The 19,800-nt window shown below is 45.4% G+C and carries 18 protein-coding genes, 1 tRNA gene and 1 pseudogene; 17 read left to right on the forward strand and 3 right to left on the reverse strand.

The window, feature by feature from the left end:
* Positions 1 to 285: 285 nt before the first annotated feature.
* Complete coding sequence (locus DWX62_RS17360; RefSeq protein WP_120173038.1) at positions 286 to 3,177, reverse strand: triple tyrosine motif-containing protein; 2,892 nt, start codon at positions 3,175 to 3,177, stop codon at positions 286 to 288.
* 538 nt (positions 3,178 to 3,715) lie between these two features.
* On the opposite strand from DWX62_RS17360, the gene DWX62_RS17370 reads away from it, so the two are divergent.
* From DWX62_RS17370 to DWX62_RS17400, 7 genes are all read left to right on the forward strand, one after another.
* Positions 3,716 to 3,789, forward strand: a tRNA-Thr gene (locus DWX62_RS17370).
* A 147-nt stretch (positions 3,790 to 3,936) separates the two neighbouring features.
* Positions 3,937 to 4,482 (forward strand): DUF4199 domain-containing protein, encoded by a 546-nt coding sequence (locus tag DWX62_RS17375; RefSeq protein WP_005835919.1) that lies wholly within the window; start codon positions 3,937 to 3,939, stop codon positions 4,480 to 4,482.
* A 55-nt stretch (positions 4,483 to 4,537) separates the two neighbouring features.
* Entirely contained in the window at positions 4,538 to 5,491 is a 954-nt protein-coding gene (locus DWX62_RS17380) for a glycosyltransferase family 2 protein (protein WP_005826846.1), read from the forward strand.
* Between the two features lie 2 nt (positions 5,492 to 5,493).
* The gene (locus tag DWX62_RS17385) at positions 5,494 to 5,979 is read left to right on the forward strand and encodes a DUF6452 family protein (RefSeq protein WP_008663766.1); all 486 of its coding nucleotides are present in this window, start codon (positions 5,494 to 5,496) and stop codon (positions 5,977 to 5,979) included.
* The gene (locus DWX62_RS17390) at positions 5,948 to 6,715 is read left to right on the forward strand and encodes a DUF6048 family protein (RefSeq protein WP_008663768.1); all 768 of its coding nucleotides are present in this window, start codon (positions 5,948 to 5,950) and stop codon (positions 6,713 to 6,715) included. The genes DWX62_RS17385 and DWX62_RS17390 overlap by 32 nt, the downstream gene beginning before the upstream one ends.
* Positions 6,716 to 6,722: 7 nt before the next feature.
* Complete coding sequence (locus DWX62_RS17395; protein ID WP_005826852.1) at positions 6,723 to 7,301, forward strand: manganese efflux pump MntP family protein; 579 nt, start codon at positions 6,723 to 6,725, stop codon at positions 7,299 to 7,301.
* A 26-nt stretch (positions 7,302 to 7,327) separates the two neighbouring features.
* Positions 7,328 to 8,344 carry an FAD:protein FMN transferase gene (locus DWX62_RS17400; protein WP_005826854.1) on the forward strand — a complete coding sequence of 339 codons (1,017 nt, stop codon included), beginning with the start codon at positions 7,328 to 7,330 and terminating at the stop codon, positions 8,342 to 8,344.
* Between the two features lie 21 nt (positions 8,345 to 8,365).
* Here DWX62_RS17400 and DWX62_RS17405 read toward each other — a convergent pair whose 3' ends face one another.
* Together DWX62_RS17405 and DWX62_RS17410 are read right to left on the reverse strand one after the other, a co-directional pair.
* Positions 8,366 to 8,734 (reverse strand): DMT family protein, encoded by a 369-nt coding sequence (locus DWX62_RS17405; protein WP_005826856.1) that lies wholly within the window; start codon positions 8,732 to 8,734, stop codon positions 8,366 to 8,368.
* A 21-nt stretch (positions 8,735 to 8,755) separates the two neighbouring features.
* A complete protein-coding gene (locus DWX62_RS17410; protein ID WP_005826857.1) occupies positions 8,756 to 9,505 on the reverse strand; it encodes an ATP-binding protein in 750 nt (249 codons plus the stop codon).
* A gap of 165 nt (positions 9,506 to 9,670) precedes the next feature.
* On the opposite strand from DWX62_RS17410, the gene DWX62_RS17415 reads away from it, so the two are divergent.
* The 10 genes and pseudogenes from DWX62_RS17415 to DWX62_RS17460 form a co-directional block, all read left to right on the forward strand.
* A complete protein-coding gene (locus tag DWX62_RS17415) occupies positions 9,671 to 11,101 on the forward strand; it encodes a tetratricopeptide repeat protein (RefSeq protein WP_005826860.1) in 1,431 nt (476 codons plus the stop codon).
* 8 nt (positions 11,102 to 11,109) lie between these two features.
* Positions 11,110 to 11,580 carry an NfeD family protein gene (locus DWX62_RS17420; protein ID WP_005826862.1) on the forward strand — a complete coding sequence of 157 codons (471 nt, stop codon included), beginning with the start codon at positions 11,110 to 11,112 and terminating at the stop codon, positions 11,578 to 11,580.
* 51 nt (positions 11,581 to 11,631) lie between these two features.
* Entirely contained in the window at positions 11,632 to 12,633 is a 1,002-nt protein-coding gene (gene floA / locus DWX62_RS17425) for a flotillin-like protein FloA (protein WP_117990595.1), read from the forward strand.
* A gap of 93 nt (positions 12,634 to 12,726) precedes the next feature.
* Positions 12,727 to 13,605: a nucleoside phosphorylase gene (locus tag DWX62_RS17430; RefSeq protein WP_009036776.1), complete on the forward strand. Its 879-nt coding sequence runs from the start codon at positions 12,727 to 12,729 to the stop codon at positions 13,603 to 13,605.
* 281 nt (positions 13,606 to 13,886) lie between these two features.
* Positions 13,887 to 15,281 (forward strand): tRNA uridine-5-carboxymethylaminomethyl(34) synthesis GTPase MnmE, encoded by a 1,395-nt coding sequence (mnmE, locus tag DWX62_RS17435; protein WP_120137754.1) that lies wholly within the window; start codon positions 13,887 to 13,889, stop codon positions 15,279 to 15,281.
* 266 nt (positions 15,282 to 15,547) lie between these two features.
* Positions 15,548 to 16,459 carry a helix-turn-helix domain-containing protein gene (locus DWX62_RS17440; protein ID WP_119979487.1) on the forward strand — a complete coding sequence of 304 codons (912 nt, stop codon included), beginning with the start codon at positions 15,548 to 15,550 and terminating at the stop codon, positions 16,457 to 16,459.
* Between the two features lie 84 nt (positions 16,460 to 16,543).
* Positions 16,544 to 17,650, forward strand: a complete 1,107-nt coding sequence (locus DWX62_RS17445; protein ID WP_119979486.1) for a site-specific integrase — start codon at positions 16,544 to 16,546, stop codon at positions 17,648 to 17,650.
* A gap of 9 nt (positions 17,651 to 17,659) precedes the next feature.
* The gene (locus tag DWX62_RS17450; protein ID WP_119979485.1) at positions 17,660 to 18,022 is read left to right on the forward strand and encodes a lipofamily protein; all 363 of its coding nucleotides are present in this window, start codon (positions 17,660 to 17,662) and stop codon (positions 18,020 to 18,022) included.
* A 180-nt stretch (positions 18,023 to 18,202) separates the two neighbouring features.
* Positions 18,203 to 19,087 carry a mobilization protein gene (locus DWX62_RS17455; RefSeq protein ID WP_119979484.1) on the forward strand — a complete coding sequence of 295 codons (885 nt, stop codon included), beginning with the start codon at positions 18,203 to 18,205 and terminating at the stop codon, positions 19,085 to 19,087.
* A 448-nt stretch (positions 19,088 to 19,535) separates the two neighbouring features.
* Positions 19,536 to 19,800, forward strand: a pseudogene (locus DWX62_RS17460) (helix-turn-helix domain-containing protein); the annotation flags it as partial.

The following is a 19,800-nucleotide window of genomic DNA, read 5'->3' on the forward strand; positions in this document are numbered from 1 at the left end:
TACTAAATTAAGATTAACGTTTCTCGGTTTTGTTCTCAATCGAACAGTGCAAACATAGAGTAAAATGCAATAAAACAAATAAAAAACAATCATTCTTAAATACGTCAAATCTGAAATTCAAATACGTTATCAATACGTCATCAGCAAATAACTTACTAATAATCAATAATTAATATATACTTTTAAGTATTACGTCACAACATGTTATATAACACAAAAGGGAGAAATTTAACATTCCTCCCTTTCATACTCTTCCTTCTTTTAAAGGAAGTTAATATCTAAAGGCTACAGTTTATTGCTTAAATAATCCGTCAAACTATCCTCTCTCTCTAAAGCGAACTTCTTACGAAGACGATAACGGATTGTTTCAACTCCACGAACCGAAATGTTCAGCAGAGGTGCTATTTCTTTCGTGGAAAGATTCATCTTTAGATAAGCGCACATCATGCGTTCGTTGTGGGAAAGTTCAGGATGCTTGGCATGAAGACGTTTCATAAAATTGTTATGTATCAAATCGAACTGGTCTTCAATACGCTTCAAAACCTCATCACTCTGTATATTACCGTCTATTTTATTATTAATAAGTATGAGTTGCTGTTTTCCTTCCCGAGCCCCCTCACCCTTCAGCAAGGCGGATACTTTAAGTATCTCTGACTTGATTTCAGTCAGCATTTCATTCTTACGGACAAAGTTTATCATCAGATTGGCCATTTCCTGACTCTTATGTTGCAAATCGTATTCCAATTTTTCTTTCTCCAGCTGCATAATCTGCTTTTCCTGACGGGCTTTCTCCTCTTCGTACTCCCTTTCCATATCGTGCAACTCTTTATCTTTCTCGATTACCGCCTGCTGTTTCTTCCGTTTCACACGGACATCATCCCAACGATAGACATACCATAAGGCAAGCAAAGCCAAGATGATATAACAAACGTATGCAGCAGCACTACGATACCACGGCGGAAGTATACGGAAAGCAATTGTATCCGATGATGTCGTACCGTCAGGAAAGACCGCCTTAACTTCAAACGTATATTCACCTTCCGACAGATTACTATACTCCTTGGTGCGTACCGTTGTAAAATCGGACCAGCTCCCCTTATTCAGACGATATTGAAAACGGACATCATCTCCTACCGCAAAGAGAGAAAGGGCATAGTCAAAACGAACGGAATTCATGGAATAAGCTATCACCGGAACCGGCTTCTCTCCTAAAAAGTTTGCGGTATATACCAATGAATCCTTGGGATAGGACAGATACATGTTCCTTATATATAAGGAATGGCTACGATCCTGACGCTCCCTTACGGCCGGGATACTGAACAAAGCGAAACCTCCTTCATTAGGAACCACCATCAGCGAATCTGAAAGAGGAATAATCGTTTCAAAACTGGGTACCAGTTCAATCAGCGATTGCTGGATGGGATTAATGCTTGTATTCGCCCCCCGCTTATAGGTACCCAGATTGGCAATACAGATTTCGTGAGGGCTCAAACTTATCAACTTATCGTGATACTCCAAGATACGCGAATAGGCCGTGGTGCCATTCAAAAGGTTGTTCATATCCGGACAAGGCTCCATGACATCTTTATGAGGATTATGCTTATAGATTCCCCGGGGAGTGGCAAAATACACCCGGTCTTCTATCTTCGCTATATACATATCACGTCCTACCGGAAAACCATCCTTCGCGCTATATTCCTTTATACGGACAGCTTTTGTCAAATCATTATCCAAATCCACACGGGTAACATGATCTGTATTGTACACCCAAATCACCTTATCGCTTTCCTGCTCAAAAAGACGGCAAGAATCGTTCATACCCTCAATCTTGCCAACCACCTGCCATTCTCCATTCTTTTTCCCAACCAAATAAATACCGTTATATACCCCGACATACATAAGGTCCGTACGTCCTGCCACAAGCTGGCAACACCAGACGCCGGTAATGTCCGTCACACGTTTTACGGAAGTACCATTGATAAGGAAAATACCACGGTCGTGCAGACAGAAGAGTTCATCACCTATACGGCAAAGGTTCCAGACCTGTCCGCTGGATTGGGGCATCGGACGGATATCCGGCAAATCGCCGTTCATCTGTACCGGATAAGAAGTGTAATACAGCCCCCGATTGGTGCCTAAATAAAGATAGCCGCCTTCTACCGCCGCCGTATATCCCGTGCCGTAAGAATAAGGATAGGAATAGAGATTCGTAAAAGGAGAACTCAGACAGACGTAGTCAATGCCGCTATCCAGACCGGCCCAGAGGTTTCCGGTCGTATCGAAGGAGACAGAAAGCACCGTATTGTTACGCAAGCCGTTGTTCTCATTGAAATATTTCAGTTGCATGGTGCTGCAATCCACCAGTACCAATCCTTTATGAATGGTTCCCAAGGCAATCTTATCATCCTTTTTGGCTACGCAAAAGACTTCATTCTCACGCATAAACTCTTCGGCACCGGTGACAAACGGTTCCATCGTACGCCCGTCACAATAGTAAAGTCCGTTGTATGCAGTCACCACCAGAACACCTTTCTTATAAGGTATAATGCCACGAATACGCTTGGAAGCCAACGCATCGGCACCCTGAAGAGGGAAAAAAGTGTTTCCAACCAAAAGCCATACGCCTCTGTCCGTACCGATGTAAAGAATACCATTGACCATATTGGAACAGTCTATCTTGGCATTCATTTCAATGGCGGTATATTTGCCGTTCAGGTACTTCACCACGCACCCGTCCCCTTGGAAATACAAGATATTGTCTGTCTCATGGATGCCCCACACATTTCCAAGAAAACGAACGGAACTCTCCAAAGTATCGGACATGCAATGATAGGCCAAAGAACCGTCCGTATCCGGTTCATAATAGCCGAATTCATTGATGCCCCCCACATAAATTCTTTTTTGGGTGGCAGAAGCCAGAACGGAACGCACATCGGAAGCATTGTTCAATGGAAACACATTCCAGACATTGCCATCAAATTGCACCATACCGTTTTTGTTGGCGAAATATACCCACTTGTCATCATAGGGTGCTATCTGCCAAGTCTGGGTCCCCTTGCCATAAACACTTTTATCAAAATTGACGATAAAGCTATTCCAGCCGGCAATTGCTTCGACCAAAGGGGGAAAAAGAAAAAGGCAGAAAAAAAGATAAAATGACAATATGTGTTTGTTCATGCGTATAATGACTATATAGTTAGTTGCACAAAAATAATGCTTATTTTCAAGGTAGCGCACAATAGCCTATCTGTTTTTTCGTCCCCGATTATTATTTTCTTCTCAAATGGCAATCTTTTGCATCACTATACTTTAGATTCCGGTATACTAAGAAGTATTCGTCCGACGGCTGTTGAATTATCGTCCGACAGCTGTCGGACGATAATTCAACAGCCGTCGGACGATAAGGTTACATATGTCGGACGAATACTTTCTAGTAAAAGGAATATTTGTCCATCGTAATGCCGGAAAGAATCCGTACCTCCCCTCCAAAGTGTCTATATAAGAAGGCCATGAAGAGGGATAGAATAGAGAATCTAAAAAAACAAATAAAAAAACCGCCGCAAGCTATTGCAGATTCCAAAATAATGTCTACCTTTGCAACCGCAAAACGAAAACGGGTAAGTCCTATACGGCCAGCTCCCTTCGAATCCTCCAGGGCTTGATCGCAGCAAAGGTAGTTGGTTGTAGCGGCGCGATATAGCAAGCTTACCCACCCGCCTCTTTAGCTCAGTTGGCCAGAGCACGTGATTTGTAATCTCGGGGTCGTTGGTTCGAATCCGACAAGAGGCTCAGAAAAAGAAAAGGTGATACGAAATGTATCACCTTTTCTTTTTTAATTAATAATGAAAAATTAAAGAATTAAAAATTAAAATCTGCACATCGGCTTGCCCTTGAATCCAACTATATTTGTACCTTTGCATATTATTTCTAAGAAAGATGGCAGAAAATAGAGGTTACATGCAACGATACGCAATGCTGTTCGGTACCTATATGGGAGGTTTCTGGATATTGAAGTTCATACTCTTTCCTGTGGGGCTGTCGGTTCCTTTTTTACTTTTCCTTTTCATGGGACTCACGCTATGCGTACCTTTTATGGGATATTATTATGCACGGATGTATCGTAATCAGGTATGCGGAGGCGGCATCAGCTTCCTGCATGCATGGGTATTCACCGTTTTCATGTATATGTTTGCCGCGCTGCTTGCCGCCGTGGCACACTACATCTACTTCAGGTTCATAGACCACGGATATGTGATAAACACGTGCGAAACGATGGTAGACACGCTTGCCCAAAGCAACATGCCGGGAATGGATTCGTACATCGCCACCTATCAGGAAGCTCTGGAGACAGCCCGACTACTCAGCCCTATCGACATTACGCTACAGATGATATCGTCCAATGTGTTTTGGGGTTCGATACTGGCTTTCCCCACCGCCTTGTTCGTGATGAGACGCAAGAAAGACGACGCTCCGGCAGAGTGACGGAACAGCAAAAAGAAATGTTATTTCAATTGTAAAATAGAAAAATCATACATCAATGGATATTTCAGTTGTCGTACCACTATATAATGAAGAAGAATCACTCCCCGAACTGTTCGCATGGATTGAGCGGGTGATGAATGCCAACGGTTTTTCATACGAAGTGATTTTCGTGAACGACGGAAGTACCGACCGTTCCTGGCAGGTAATCGAACAATTGCAGGCACAAGCTCCGGACAAGGTACGGGGCATTAAGTTCCGCCGCAACTACGGGAAGTCGCCGGCATTGTTCTGTGGTTTCGAACAAGCACAAGGCGACGTCGTGATAACCATGGACGCCGACCTGCAGGACAGCCCCGACGAAATACCCGAACTCTACCGCATGATTACCCAAGACGGCTATGACCTCGTATCGGGCTGGAAGCAGAAACGTTACGACCCGTTGTCGAAGACCCTCCCCACCAAATTGTTCAATGCCACCGCCCGCAAAGTATCGGGCATCAAAAACCTGCACGACTTTAATTGCGGACTGAAGGCGTATCGCAAAGAGGTGGTCAAGAATATAGAAGTATACGGCGAAATGCACCGCTACATCCCTTACCTGGCCAAGAACGCCGGCTTCAAGAAAATCGGCGAGAAAGTGGTGCACCATCAGGCACGCAAATACGGAAAGACCAAGTTCGGGCTGAACCGTTTTGTAAACGGGTATCTGGACTTGCTTTCCCTTTGGTTCCTTTCCCGGTTCGGCATCAAGCCCATGCACTTTTTCGGATTGCTGGGTTCGCTGATGTTCATCTTCGGCTTCATAGCCGTGGTCATAGTGGGTGTCAGCAAGTTGTACTACATGCACCATGGCATGCCCTACCGCCTTGTGACGGACTCTCCCTACTTCTACCTCTCGTTGACCTCCATGATTATCGGCACACAACTGTTCGTGGCAGGATTCCTCGGAGAGCTGATTTCACGTAATGCCCCGGAACGAAACAAATATCAAATAGAGAAAACCATTTAACGATGAAAAAATTAGTCAGACTTGTCATACTCGGAGCTATCCTTTGCCCGATAATAAGCATAGCTATCTCCTGCTCGGAGGAGGCAGATTGCTCCATGACGGCACGCCCCATGGTGAATTGCATTCTTTATAGAGTAGACCCCGAAACCCAATACGTGGAGAACGACACGCTCGACTCGCTCACCGTCACAGCATACGGCACCGACTCCATCATCATCAACAACCAGAAGAAGGTACACGACATCTCCCTGCCACTGCGCTATACGGAGGATTCCACCAAGCTGATATTCAAGTATAGCCGGACCAAGAGTGACACGATGGTGATACGCCACACCAACACCCCCTATTTCCTATCGATGGATTGCGGCTATCAGATGAAGCAGGCCATCACAAGCGTAACGTGCACCCGCATCTCTCTGGACTCGATATACATCAAAGACAATGAAGCAGGCATCTATGGAAAGGAAAATCTTAAGTTATTCTATTAGTCTGGCACTCTGCCTGCTGATGTTCCTCCCCCTACGGGCGCAGAACGGGAATCCTACCGTCCCCCCCCAGGGAGCACCTCCCAAGAAGGAGAAGAAGGACGCGAAAGAAGAAGTGCACTATCCGTTATACAACGGCATGTCCGTCGGCTTGGACTTGTGGGGAATCGGAAGTTCCGTATTTGGAGGAGATTTCCTGAGTTCCGAAGTGGCCGTGGATGTAAACCTCAAGAACCGCTTCTTCCCTATTGCCGAACTGGGATATGGCTCCACGGACACCTGGAGTGACAAAGGCATACACTACAAAAGCAACGCCCCCTACTTCCGCATAGGAATGGACTATAACACGCTATACAAGAAGCAGCACGGACACATGCTACTCGTAGGCTTGCGTTACGGTGTAAGCAGCTTCAAGTACGATGTAGACGCCTTGGGACTGGACGACCCGATATACGGTGGCATCGTAGGCAATCCGAATCTGGACGACGAGATATGGGGAGGCAGCCTGCCCTATAACCATAAAGGAATGAAAGGCTCCATGCAATGGGCGGAATTTTGTGTCGGTATCCGGGCGCACGTCTGGAAGGCATTGTACATGGGCTGGTCACTACGCTTCAAGTTCAAATTGTCTGCCTCGGCCGATGAATACGGTGACCCGTGGTATGTGCCCGGTTTCGGGAAATATGGCTCCAACACGATGGGAGTAACCTATACGATAACTTATAAACTACCTCTTTAAGCGACTTATGACAGGGTTAGAGATTTGGCTACTGGCCGTAGGACTTGCGATGGATTGTTTCGCCGTTTCTATAGCCAGCGGAATTATATTGAAACGCGCCCGGCTGCGCCCTATGCTGGTGATGGCCATCAGCTTCGGCTTTTTCCAGGCTTTGATGCCTCTGCTGGGATGGATAGGCGCCAGTTTTTTCAGCCACCTGATAGAAAGTATTGACCATTGGATTGCATTCGGTATCCTTGCCTTCCTGGGCGGACGCATGATAATGGAATCCTTCAAGGACGAAGATTGCAAGCACGAGTATGACCCTACCAGCCTGAAGGTGGTGCTCGCTCTGGCCGTGGCAACCAGCATCGATGCATTGGCGGTAGGTGTTTCGTTTGCATTCCTCGGTATCAAGCAATTCTCGGCTATTCTTTCCCCCATCGGCATTATCGGTTTTGTATCATTCGCCTTGTCGATGGTCGGCCTGATGTTCGGCATCCGTTTCGGATGTGGCATAGCCCGCAGACTGCGCGCCGAACTTTGGGGAGGGATTATCCTCGTCATCATCGGTACCAAGATATTGGTAGAGCATCTCTTCTTTTAATTAAAAAGTAAAAACTCAGATAGGATATGGAAAAGAAAGTACAACGGAATTTTTTATGGATTGCCCTACTGGTACTGGGAACCATCTGGATACTTGCCCGCCACAACCAAGTCACTCCTTATCAGACGGATAACGGACTGATATTCGGTACGGTATATAAAGTGACTTATCAATGTGACCAAAATCTGAAGGCGGAGATAGAAGCGGAACTCAAACGTTTCGACGGTTCCTTGTCCCCTTTCAATGACACGGCGACCATTACGCGCATCAACCGCAACGAGGACATTGTGCCCGACACATTCTTTACCAACGTCTTCCGACGTAGCATGGAAATCTCCCGGGAGACCGATGGTGCCTTCGATATCACCGTTGCCCCTCTTGCCAATGCCTGGGGATTTGGGTTCAAGAAGGGTAACTTCCCCGACTCTGCCATGATAGACAGCCTGCTGGAGATGACAGGATACGAAAAAGTAAAATTGTCCGATGAAGGGAAAGTGGTGAAAACAGACTCGCGTATAATGCTCTCGTGCAGCGCTGTGGCAAAAGGATATGCAGTAGATGTCATAGCCCAACTTCTGAAGAAGAAGGGTATCCGCAACTTTATGGTCGATATAGGCGGAGAAGTGGTTGTTCACGGGCAAAACCCTCAAAATGGACCTTGGCGCATCGGTTTGAACAAGCCGATAGACGACTCACTGGCAGTGAACCAGGAACTGCAAGCAGTGCTGCTAGTCACGGATTTAGGCATGGCTACATCGGGCAATTATCGCAACTACTACTATAAAGACGGAAAGAAATATGCGCATACCATCGACCCGCGTACCGGCTATCCGGTACAGCACAGCATCTTGTCAGCCACCGTCATTGCCAAAGATTGCATGAGTGCAGACGCCTATGCCACGGCATTCATGGTGATGGGGCTGGAAGAAGCAGAACGCGTGGCGGATGCACATCCGGATATCGACGCCTGTTTCATTTATACGGATGAAGAAGGAAAGCTTCAAACGTTCTTAACAAAAGGAATGGAGAAGTATATGAAATAATGTGCAAATGCGATTAACCCATCATTTATAAAATACAAAATATACCGCCAGTACCAGACATACAAAAGCGGCAAAATGATTCCAATGCAGCGTTTCCCCCTTGAAAAGAACCGTTGTGAACACCGTAAAGATAATCAAAGTGATTACTTCCTGAATCACTTTGAGTTGCATCAATGAGAACGGGCCTCCATTGCCTAAAAAGCCTATCCGATTGGCCGGAACCTGGCAAGAATACTCTGCCAAAGCTATTACCCAGGAAAACAGCACCACGGCATACAACGGCCAGTTGGAGATGACTTTTGTCTCTTGTAGCTTCAGATGCCCATACCAGGCAAACGTCATGAAAATATTAGATACAATCAATAGCAAAATGGTATAAAATGCTTTCATATAGTGATTAATGATTAGTGATTAATGATTAATGATTGCAGGCAGCAATTCCTCTTGCACATTCGTCATACTCCCCCATAGACTATAGCGTGCCTCAGGATTCATTTCCTCCAATTGTTTCAGAATGCCTTTCATTGCACTACGGCTGGATTGTGACTCATACGGACAATTCTTCACCTGCTTACGATACCCCCTCACTTGCGCCAACTCCATCAAATCCGCCTCATGTACCAGACACATCGGACGGATAATCGTCATATCAAACTTCTTCATTACCAGCCGGGGGGGCATAGAGCTGAACGCTCCCTGATAGGTGATATTCATCAGCAAGGTCTCCAGAATATCATCCATGTGATGGCCTAACGCGATTTTATTGCATCCCTGCTCCTTGGCTACGGTAAATAATGCCTTCCGCCTATTCCAAGAGCAAAGAAAACAAGGAGACTTGCGGGTATCTGTCGTGGCATCAAACTCCGTTTCAAAGAGAACAAAAGGCACTCCCCACGACTCTACGTACTCCCTCAGATAGTCCACATCGCTTTGATAAGGTATATTCTTCATCACTACATGTACGGCGACAACGGAAAAACGGGGTTTATAGACACGGGCACGCCGTGCCAACAATTCCACCAGCGCCAAAGAGTCCTTGCCTCCCGAAAGCCCGATAAGAATCTTATCGCCGTCCTCTATCAGCCCATATTCCACCACACCTTTGCTAAACCGCTTGTCTATGCGGCGCAACATCTTTTCTTCTTCAGTAAATCGTGCCATTGATACGAGTTATGAGTTATAAGTTATGAATTATAGCTCTTCCGGTTGCAAAAGTAAGGCAAAAGAACGATTTAAAGAAGAATTAACAAAATAGAATTACGGAAACCAGCTTTATTCACGATAAATTTGTATTTTTGACCTTCTGAACAATCAGCATGTATCAATATGAATAAAAAATATATCCTTTTCTTTCTATTCGGCCTTTTGAGCATAACAATTTCCGCACAAAGCCTGGCAGAAGCCAAAGCCTTGTACGAGAAGGGAGAATACGAAGAAGCCAAGCCCACTTTCAAGAAACTCGTCAAGACACAACCTGGCAATGGAAATTACAACCTATGGTACGGTGTATGTTGCCTGGAAACCGGCGAACCCGCAGAAGCCTTGAAACACCTGGAAAGCGCCGTCAAGAGACGCGTCCCCAGCGGGCAACTCTATTTGGCCCGGGCATACAATGATTTATATCGGTTCGAAGAAGCCATCGAGACTTATGAGACCTACATTTCCGACCTGAGAAAGAGAAAACGCTCCACCGAAGAGGCCGAACAATTATTGGAAAAAAGCAAATCCAACTTGCGCATGCTGAAAGGCGTGGAAGAGGTCTGCTTCATCGACAGCTTTGTGGTAGACAAGGAAAAATTCCTGGATGCATACAAAATCAGCCCCGAATCGGGCAAGCTGTTCATGTACGACACCTACTTCAATGATTCCGGTAAGGAAGGCGGAACGGTATACGAAACGGAGCTGGGCAATAAGCTATATTATAGCGAAATGCAACCGGACAGCACCCTCAGTATCCTTTCGCGCAACAAGTTGCTGGACAAATGGAGTGATGGCAGCTTGTTGCCCGGAAGCATCAACGAGGCCATGAATGCAGACTATCCCTATGTACTTACGGACGGTATCACTATCTACTATGCTTCGGATGGCCCTGGCTCGATGGGAGGATATGATATTTTCGTCACCCGTTACAATACGAATACCGACTCCTATCTGATGCCGGAAAATGTGGGCATGCCGTTCAATTCGCCCTACAACGACTATATGTACGTCATCGACGAATTCAACGACTTGGGATGGTTTGCCTCCGACCGCTACCAGCCGGAAGGCAAAGTGTGCATCTATGTATTCATTCCCAACTCATCCAAGCAAGTGTACAACTACGAAGGGATGGACCCGGACAAGATGATATCATTGGCGCAACTTCACTCTATCAAGGACACATGGACGGACACCGATGCGGTAGAGGCCGCCCAAGAAAGACTTCGGACTGCTGCCAACGCAAAGCCGCAGACCACCAAGAAGCATGATTTCCAATTCATCATTGACGACCACTCCACCTACTACCAGCTGGACGATTTCCGCTCCCCGCAGGCCAAAGCCTCGTATGGCAAATACAATCAGCTGGAGCAGAGCTACAAACAACTGCAGGAGAAACTGGAAGATATGCGTTCGGAATACTCCCGAGCCAACAAGCAGGAAAAGGACAAGATGTCCGCCGCCATCCTCGACCTGGAGCAACGTGTACGGCAATTGTCCACTGAGATGGAGCAAACTGCCATTCAAGTGCGCAACCTGGAAAAACAAGCCACCAAATAAAGACAACTATGGATATACTCATTATCGCCTCATTGATTATAGGAGCAGTAATCTTGTTCTTAGTGGAATTATTCGTAATTCCGGGCATCAGCGTTGCCGGTTTTCTGGCAGGAGGTTGCATCATCTTTGCCAACTACTATGCCTTTGCCTATATGGGCACCACGGCAGGTGTCATTACGCTTATCATATCTGCCCTGGCTTGTATCGGCTCGTTGGTATGGTTCATGCGCTCCAAGACACTCGACAAAATTGCATTGAAAAAAAACATCACCTCCAAAGTAGACCGTAGTGCCGAGGAAAAAGTCAAGGTAGGCGATATAGGCGTAACCACTACCCGCCTGGCTCTTATCGGCTATGCCGAAATCAACGGAGACATCGTGGAAGTAAAGTCATCAGACGGCTTCCTGAACGAAAAGACTCCGATTATCGTAGACCGTATTGCCGACGGAGTCCTCTTAGTGGAACGGCTCAAGCAGTGAAATTTCTGAAATCAACCTATTATTTATAACTAACAATTAATATTTAATCTCATGGATCCAAGCACAATGTATTTAACCGCCTTCCTCATTATAGGAGGCATTATCTTCCTGGTACTTTTCTTCCATTATGTACCGTTCTTCTTGTGGCTGTCCGCCAAAGTATCGGGAGTAAACATCTCGCTGGTACAACTTTTCCTGATGCGTATCCGTAATGTTCCTCCTTATATCATTGTGCCCGGCATGATTGAAGCTCATAAAGCAGGATTGCAAAGCATCACGCGCGACGAACTGGAAGCGCACTACCTTGCCGGAGGTCACGTAGAGCGGGTGGTACACGCACTGGTATCCGCCTCTAAAGCCAATATCGAGCTGCCGTTCCAGATGGCAACCGCCATCGACCTTGCCGGCCGTGACGTATTCGAAGCCGTACAGATGTCCGTTAACCCCAAAGTAATTGACACCCCTCCCGTGACAGCTGTTGCCAAAGACGGTATCCAGCTGATTGCCAAGGCCCGTGTAACGGTGCGCGCCAATATCCGCCAATTGGTGGGCGGTGCCGGAGAAGACACGATTCTGGCCCGTGTAGGCGAGGGTATTGTGTCTTCCATCGGTTCGTCAGAGAATCATAAGTCTGTATTGGAGAATCCGGATTCTATCTCCAAACTGGTATTGCGCAAGGGGTTGGATGCCGGAACAGCATTCGAAATTCTGTCCATTGACATTGCTGATATTGACATAGGTAAGAATATCGGTGCCGCCCTGCAGATAGACCAAGCCAATGCCGACAAGAACATTGCTCAAGCCAAGGCAGAGGAACGCCGCGCCATGGCCGTAGCCACAGAGCAGGAAATGAAGGCAAAGGCCCAGGAAGCCCGTGCCAAAGTTATCGAGGCAGAAGCGGAAGTACCCAAGGCCATGGCCGAAGCATTCCGCAACGGCAATCTGGGTATCATGGACTATTACCGGATGAAGAATATAGAAGCCGACACTTCCATGCGCGAAAACATTGCCAAACCGACGACGGGCAATACCAACCAGCCGTTGAGTAAATAACCCGAAAAGTAACTGACGAAACGCCGGAACCGGTGAACAAGAATCGGTTCCCGGCGTTTCTATTTATAAACAAAAGATTAAAGCCTCAAGCATATGAAGAAATATTTCGCCTCTTCCGAACTGATCATCAATGAAGATGGTTCTGTATTTCATCTTCACGTAAAGCCCGAATGGCTGGCAGACAAAGTCATCTTGGTAGGCGACCCCGGACGGGTGGCACTGGTTGCCTCCCATTTCGAGAACAAGGAATGTGAAGTGGAAAGCCGCGAGTTCAAGACTATCACCGGTACTTACCAGGGGAAACGTATTACGGTGGTTTCCACCGGTATCGGATGTGACAACATCGATATCGTGATGAACGAACTGGATGCCCTGGCAAACATCGATTTCGAGACGCGCGAAGAAAAGCCCCGTCTGCGTAGCCTTGAGCTGGTACGTATCGGCACCTGCGGCGGCTTGCAACCCTACACTCCGGTAGGCACATTCGTATGTTCTGAAAAGTCCATTGGTTTCGATGGGCTGCTCAACTTCTATGCCGGACGCAACTCCGTGTGCGACCTGCCCATGGAGCGTGCCTTCCTAAACCATATGGGATGGTCCGGCAACATGTGTGCCCCTGCCCCCTACGTCATTGATGCAAGCACTGAACTGATAGACCGCATCGCACAAAACGACATGGTACGTGGCGTAACGATTGCCGCCGGGGGCTTCTTCGGACCTCAAGGACGCGAGTTACGCGTGCCGCTTGCCGACCCACATCAGAATGAGAAGATTGAAAAATTTGAATACAACGGCTACCGTATCACCAACTTCGAGATGGAAAGTTCTGCCCTGGCAGGCTTGAGCCGTCTGATGGGGCACAAGGCCATGACGGTATGCATGGTCATTGCCAACCGCCTGATAAAAGAAGCTAACACGGGATACAAGAATACGATAGATACTCTTATCAAAACAGTACTCGACCGTATCTAAGTATCCTTCAAGAAATGCTCCTCCCTTTCCTTCAGCCAATCCTAGGAGTAGGGTTTAGTAATGACTTCATCACATCCTGCCTGACGTGCCCGTTGCTGGTCTGTATAGTGTAGCAATGTCCTGCTATACCCACAATGGACACAGAGGCGGATTAGGCTTTATAAGCATCTATCCATTATCGATTTGCACAAAGTTACGATAAAAGCCCATAAGTTGAATCACCATCTCTCTTTTTTGTAAAGAAACCATTATCTTTGCCGCATAAAAATAAGCCGGATAAAATGAACCAAGATACCATTTGTGCCATAGCCACCGCCCAAGGGGGAGCCATAGGATGCATCCGTGTCTCCGGACCGGATGCCATAAAGATAACATCCCGCATATTTACCCCTGCCCGGAAGGGGAAGAAGCTGAAGGATGCCAAGCCATACACACTTACCTTCGGTCATATCCATGAAGAAGAAAACATCATAGACGAAGTACTTGTAAGCTTATTCCGTGCCCCCCACTCGTACACGGGCGAGGATAGTACGGAAATCATGTGCCACGGTTCGAGCTATATTCTTCAGAAGGTGTTGCAACTGCTCATCGGCAATGGTTGCCGCCTGGCCGCTCCCGGTGAGTACACGCAACGGGCCTTCTTGGGCGGCAAAATGGACCTAAGCCAGGCCGAAGCCGTGGCCGACCTCATCGCCTCCACCTCTGCCGCCACTCACCGCCTCGCCATGAGCCAGATGCGCGGTGGGTTCAGTAAAGAGCTGGCCTCACTACGCGACCAATTGCTGCACTTCACATCACTCATAGAACTGGAGCTGGACTTCAGCGACCACGAAGAACTGGAATTTGCCGACCGCTCCGAGCTATGTCTCCTGGCAGACGGCATAGAGCAGGTAATTTCCCGTTTAGTACAATCCTTCAGTGTAGGCAATGCCATCAAGAACGGCGTGCCCGTAGCCATCATCGGCGAAACGAACGCTGGTAAATCCACCCTGTTGAATGCACTACTAAACGAGGAACGAGCCATTGTAAGCGACATACACGGGACAACCCGCGATGTGATAGAAGACACAGTCAATCTTGGTGGGATAACTTTCCGATTTATTGATACGGCAGGCATACGCGAAACGAACGACACCATCGAGAACCTAGGAATTGAGCGAACCTTCCAGAAATTGAAGCAGGCGGAAATCGTGCTCTGGATAGTTGATGCCACGAATGCCGTCTCACGGATACCACAACTAACTACCCAGATACTTCCCCGTTGCGAAGGGAAACGGCTCATTCTCGTATTCAACAAGACCGATTTGGTGCAAGATGCCTCAACCATCCCCAACTCCAGTTTCACCGTGGCCGCTACTAATGTGCAATGCATCTCCATCTCTGCCAAAGGACGTACCAACCTCGACAAGCTTCAGCAAATGCTAATCTCTGCCGCTAACCTGCCCACGGTTACCCAAAACGATGTCATTGTCACGAATATACGCCACTACGAGGCTTTGACCCATGCCTTGGAAGCCATCCACCGGGTCCAACAAGGATTAGCAGAAAATCTATCCGGAGATTTTGTTTCACAAGATATCCGCGAATGCATTTTCCATCTAAGCGATATTGCAGGGGAAGTTACGAACGATATGGTACTTGGGAATATTTTCGAACATTTTTGCATCGGTAAATAAGTGGTGATTACCAACGATTAGCATATATCATCAATGATTATTAAGGCGTTCATTTTGAGCGCCTTTCTTTTTAGCCTTATAAGCGATGGTTATCGTTTATAGGGCTTTTTCCGCTCATTTTTGTACCGCATTTGTTGCTCGCTTGTTACTCTCCGATTTTAGGTCGGAAAGGTCGTGGAGAAAGTTGACTATAGTTGACAATGATTTACGATGGTTGAACAAAATGGAGAAATAACAAGAGAAATAAACCTCTAAAAGTAACGAATATGGCAACAAGTAAAATGAAAATCAAGAAGGTATGCGAATGGTGTGGCATAACATTCTATGCCCAAAAGCTAACAACACGTTTCTGTTCTCATCGGTGCAATAATCTTGCATACAAAGAAGCGATACGGCAGAAGAGAATACAAGAAGTTGAAACCAAAGTCCAAACGGTCATCAGTGAACAACCTATATCCGATTTCAAGGATAAAGAATACCTATCATTCAAGGAGGTTGCAACTTTATTAGGATTGAGTAAACAAGCCATATATAAAATGGTATATGCAGGAAAACTACAAGCATTCCGCATCAGTAGCAGATTGTCTTTTATCCGTAAAGGAGATATTGATCGAATGCTGGAAGCTCGCCCTTATGAACAACGACAACCGAAGGACACTATTCCTATCACCGACTTCTACACCACAGCCGAAGTAAAAGAGAAATACCATGTAAACGAATCATGGATATTCTTGGTAGCCAAGAAAAACAACATTCCCCGGACTTTCAATCGTGGCAAGACCTACTGGAGCAAGAAGCACGTGGATGCTTACTTCGCTAAGAAAGCCCCGAATCCCGACATTACCGAATGGTATAGTAGCCAAGAAATGCAGAATAAATTCGGCATGACCTTATCCGCTATCTACACTTTCGTTTCTAAGAATGCCATTCCAAAGAAGAAAGAAGGTATCATGGTGTATTATTCCAAGAAACATGTCGATATAGCCAAAGGAGTGGCAGTACCCGAAGAACCTCTGTATTATACGGTAGCCGAAGCAATGGAAAAGTTCAATCTTACCCGTGACCAACTCTATCATTATGCGAAATATCATAATATCCCTAAGGTCAAGAAAGGCAAATACACGCTTATATCCAAAACCGAACTGGATAAATTGCTTGAAGCCCCAAAGATTGAATAAGTTATTTTTCGGTGAATGTTGTCACCATTGAATCACTCTATTCCTTTGCACCAAACAAATGTAAAACTCTAAATATTAATCAGTATGACACACACGTGTACAAAAGTAACAGTTCGTCAGAGAGCGATTCGGAATAATCGCATCTCCTTGTATCTGGATTATTATCCGGCAGTTCGTAACCCTGAGACGATGCAGATGAGCCGTCGGGAATATCTCGGCATCTACATCTATGCCCACCCCAAAAACGAAATGGAAAGGGAGTTCAACAACGATATGTTGAACAAGGCAGAGGCTATCCGTTGTATCAGAGTGCAATCGCTCATCAATGAAGAGTTCGGTTTCTTAGACAAGACCAAACAGAAAGCCGACTTTCTCGCCTACTTCAAAAAGATGTGCCGAAGCAAAGACCAGAAATGGCAATTCGTCTATCAGCATTTCTACAATTTCGTCAAGGGACAATGTACCTTTGCCGATGTGAATGTGGACTTATGCAAGAAGTTCCGTGAATACTTGCTGAATGCCAAACAACTCAAACACAGCAACCGCCCCATATCACTCAATTCGGCATCCGGTTACTACTCCACCTTCAGAGGGCTGTTGAAGATAGCCTACCGAGACAAATGGTTTCGCGAAAACATCAATGACTACCTTGATAAGATTGAGCCACAAGATGTGAAAAAAGAGTACCTGACACTGGACGAAGTGAAGCAACTTGCCGCCACTCCTTGTGACATCCCCGTTCTGAAAGCCGCTTCTTTGTTTGCTTGCCTGACAGGTTTACGTATCAGTGATATTCTCAATCTTCAATGGGAAGACTTTGCCATCGCTCCCGACCAAGGCTATTGCCTGCGTATCAGAACTCAGAAAACCCAAACGGAAGCGACACTCCCCATCAGTTACGAAGCCTACGAACTATGTGGTACGCCCGGCACAGGCAAAGTATTCAAGGGCTTGAAACGGAGCATGATTAACTATCCGCTGAAGAACTGGCTCAAAAAGGCAGGAATAACGAAGCCGATAACCTTCCACGGATTTCGTCACTCCTACGCAGTAATCCAAATCTCCTTAGGTACAGATATTTACACTGTTTCAAAGATGCTAACTCACAAGAACGTTTCCACTACTCAAATCTACGCAGATTTGGTCAATGTAAAGAAACGAGAGACAGCAAATAAGATTTCACTGAAATAAATTACAGCTATGAAACGAGGAATCATAACAAACAACGGACATGGCATCCATATTTCTGATGGAAAAGTATGGATGACCGCTTGGGAGATTGCCGACTTGTTCTATACAACAGTTGGATCAATCCATTCCCGTTTAAAAGCAATATTGAAAGCCAATATCTTAAAGAAGTATGACATCTGCCAATGTATAAAGTTGGAAAATGGGAATAGTGCCGATGTGTATAATCTCAACATGATTATAGCCCTATCCTATCAAATAGACACTGGACATTCTGCTGCATTCAGAAAATGGCTTATCAGTAAAGTTGCCTCCAAACAAAAGAGCATATCTCTCTTTATTCCTATAAGCGCAGCAAACATGTACAATTGCTAATACCTTTGCTAAAAGTCCAACTTGGTTTTATTCTACGTTGGACTTTTCTTTTCTATTTTGGCACAGTTGACCTAGAATAATGCTACCTTTTGGTGACAAATGCTGCCACTTTCAGGGAAATGTATTTATACATCTTGCTAATGATATATATTTGCACACAAACGATTAGCATATATTATTATGAAGCAGAAAAAGATAGAACATATTACTTTGAATCTGATTGTTTTCGGGACAATCGCTATCATTGGTGTTTTAGCCCGCCAGACCGTACTTCACTATGGTTGGGATGAGTTCAGCAGCTACCTCATTTTAGTGGTATGCTCCATTATCATGGGAGCTATCTATCTCAATCTGCAAATGGTATTCAGTCAAATTCTTTCGCCAACAATAGAAAAGTGTTTTATGAGATTTGAGTGCTACCGCAATAAGGTTGTGGTAGTTGAAACTCCAATTGCACACGTTGAACTTGTCGAAAGTTCTATTATTTCGGAATCCTACATTTCAGAACCAAAAATTGAAATAGAAACGACATCTGACACAACAGAAGAAGTTTCTATTTCATCGTGTTCCAAACTCAACGAAGAAGTGGCAGAACTTCCAAAGGAAGAAGCCACACCTTCTACCATCAACAATATATCCATCGAAGAATCCAATCAGCCAACAGAATACGAAATATTCCGTGCCAATGCTATGGCAGAAAAAGAACGAGCATCGCAAGAAAAATTAGATAAAGTTCTCGCATATACGAAACAAAACTTGGTTCTCTACCTTAGCGAAACTGACCTCAATCGTCTATGTGGATATATTACAGAATATTACTTGTCAGATACTATGCCCAAAGTCGAGCAGATAAAGGTTGATGCCCAATTAAAAACCATTGACATCATGCACTTTGGTTGGAATATAGGTAAGGCATTTGGCAAGCCACGCCTACAGACTGCTACCTTTATAAAGAGGGTATTTGCTCATACTCTCCGTGATTCGGAAATATCTACCATTGAACGCAAGATGTCGCACACAGAATCAGAGTGCAAGATTAAATTGAATGGAACGATTGCAAAATGATTATTTTGCAATCGTTCCATGTACTCCTGTGTAATCCTTTTCTTTTAATGAAGTACCATGTTCTGACTTACCGATAAAGTCTCCAATAACTAACATTTCAGTGGAGGCAGTATATTCTACTGAATTTAGTTTGAAATAGATTTGAATAGCACTTTCTGTTTATCTCAGTATCATTATCCAACCTCGCTTTTTCATAATAAGCCAGCTATACCATCACATTTGCGAATATCATATTCACGATTTTCGGGAGCAATCATACTTCTTTTAATCTATAATTTCCGATAACCACCATAAAAGACATTGTCAACAACCAGATATTTGCTAATTATCAAATACTTACCATCAACAAGCACCATCAAAAGTTATCCATCAGTTATATTTTGGTGAATGATTTCACCATTGAAACACCTGTTTCCTTTGCCATCGAACAATTAAAAACGATTGGCGTATGCAAAAAGAAACAGTAACATTTGATAAGCTACCCGAAGCGGTAGGTTATCTGACCGAACAGGTCATCGAGTTGAAAAAGATGGTAGCAGAACTCCAGCCACCAGCATCAGACAAACACGTGTTGGTTGAAATTGAGGATGCTTGCCGTATCATCCGAAAAGCCAAGCCTACCATTTATACATTGGTACGCAAAGGGCTGCTTCCTGCTGGAAAATCCAGTGTAAGCTGCCCCCTAAAACCAAGCGATTCTGCCCCCTTAAAAC

Origin of the sequence: Bacteroides sp. AF20-13LB, from assembly GCF_003603065.1 — a bacterium.
In the GTDB taxonomy this organism is placed as follows: Bacteria; Bacteroidota; Bacteroidia; order Bacteroidales; family Bacteroidaceae; genus Bacteroides; species Bacteroides uniformis.